Consider the following 820-nt stretch of genomic DNA (forward strand, 5'->3'; position numbering starts at 1 on the left):
GGCACTGTTGCAAATAGTCGGTGGTGATAAACTTATCATCCCCTTTTGCTGATGGAGCTGCACATGAACCCATTCAAAGGCCGGCATTTTCAGCGTGACATCATTCTGTGGGCCGTACGCTGGTACTGCAAATACGGCATCAGTTACCGTGAGCTGCAGGAGATGCTGGCTGAACGCGGAGTGAATGTCGATCACTCCACGATTTACCGCTGGGTTCAGCGTTATGCGCCTGAAATGGAAAAACGGCTGCGCTGGTACTGGCGTAACCCTTCCGATCTTTGCCCGTGGCACATGGATGAAACCTACGTGAAGGTCAATGGCCGCTGGGCGTATCTGTACCGGGCCGTCGACAGCCGGGGCCGCACTGTCGATTTTTATCTCTCCTCCCGTCGTAACAGCAAAGCTGCATACCGGTTTCTGGGTAAAATCCTCAACAACGTGAAGAAGTGGCAGATCCCGCGATTCATCAACACGGATAAAGCGCCCGCCTATGGTCGCGCGCTTGCTCTGCTCAAACGCGAAGGCCGGTGCCCGTCTGACGTTGAACACCGACAGATTAAGTACCGGAACAACGTGATTGAATGCGATCATGGCAAACTGAAACGGATAATCGGCGCCACGCTGGGATTTAAATCCATGAAGACGGCTTACGCCACCATCAAAGGTATTGAGGTGATGCGTGCACTACGCAAAGGCCAGGCCTCAGCATTTTATTATGGTGATCCCCTGGGCGAAATGCGCCTGGTAAGCAGAGTTTTTGAAATGTAAGGCCTTTGAATAAGACAAAAGGCTGCCTCATCGCTAACTTTGCAACAGTGCC

The 820-nt window shown here is 52.4% G+C and carries 1 protein-coding gene; it reads left to right on the forward strand.

The genetic code is table 11. The features are described 5' to 3' along the window. Positions 1–63: 63 nt before the first annotated feature. Entirely contained in the window at positions 64–768 is a 705-nt protein-coding gene (locus tag GTP23_RS22395) for an IS6-like element IS26 family transposase (protein WP_001067855.1), read from the forward strand. Positions 769–820 lie beyond the last annotated feature (52 nt).

The organism is Duganella fentianensis (assembly GCF_009857835.1).
GTDB lineage: Bacteria > Pseudomonadota > Gammaproteobacteria > Burkholderiales > Burkholderiaceae_D > Rugamonas > Rugamonas fentianensis.

Coding starts and splice junctions, on each gene's coding strand:
- GTP23_RS22395 (WP_001067855.1), top strand. CDS start 64: ATGAACCCATTCAAAGGCCGGCATTTTCAGCGTGACATCATTCTGTGG.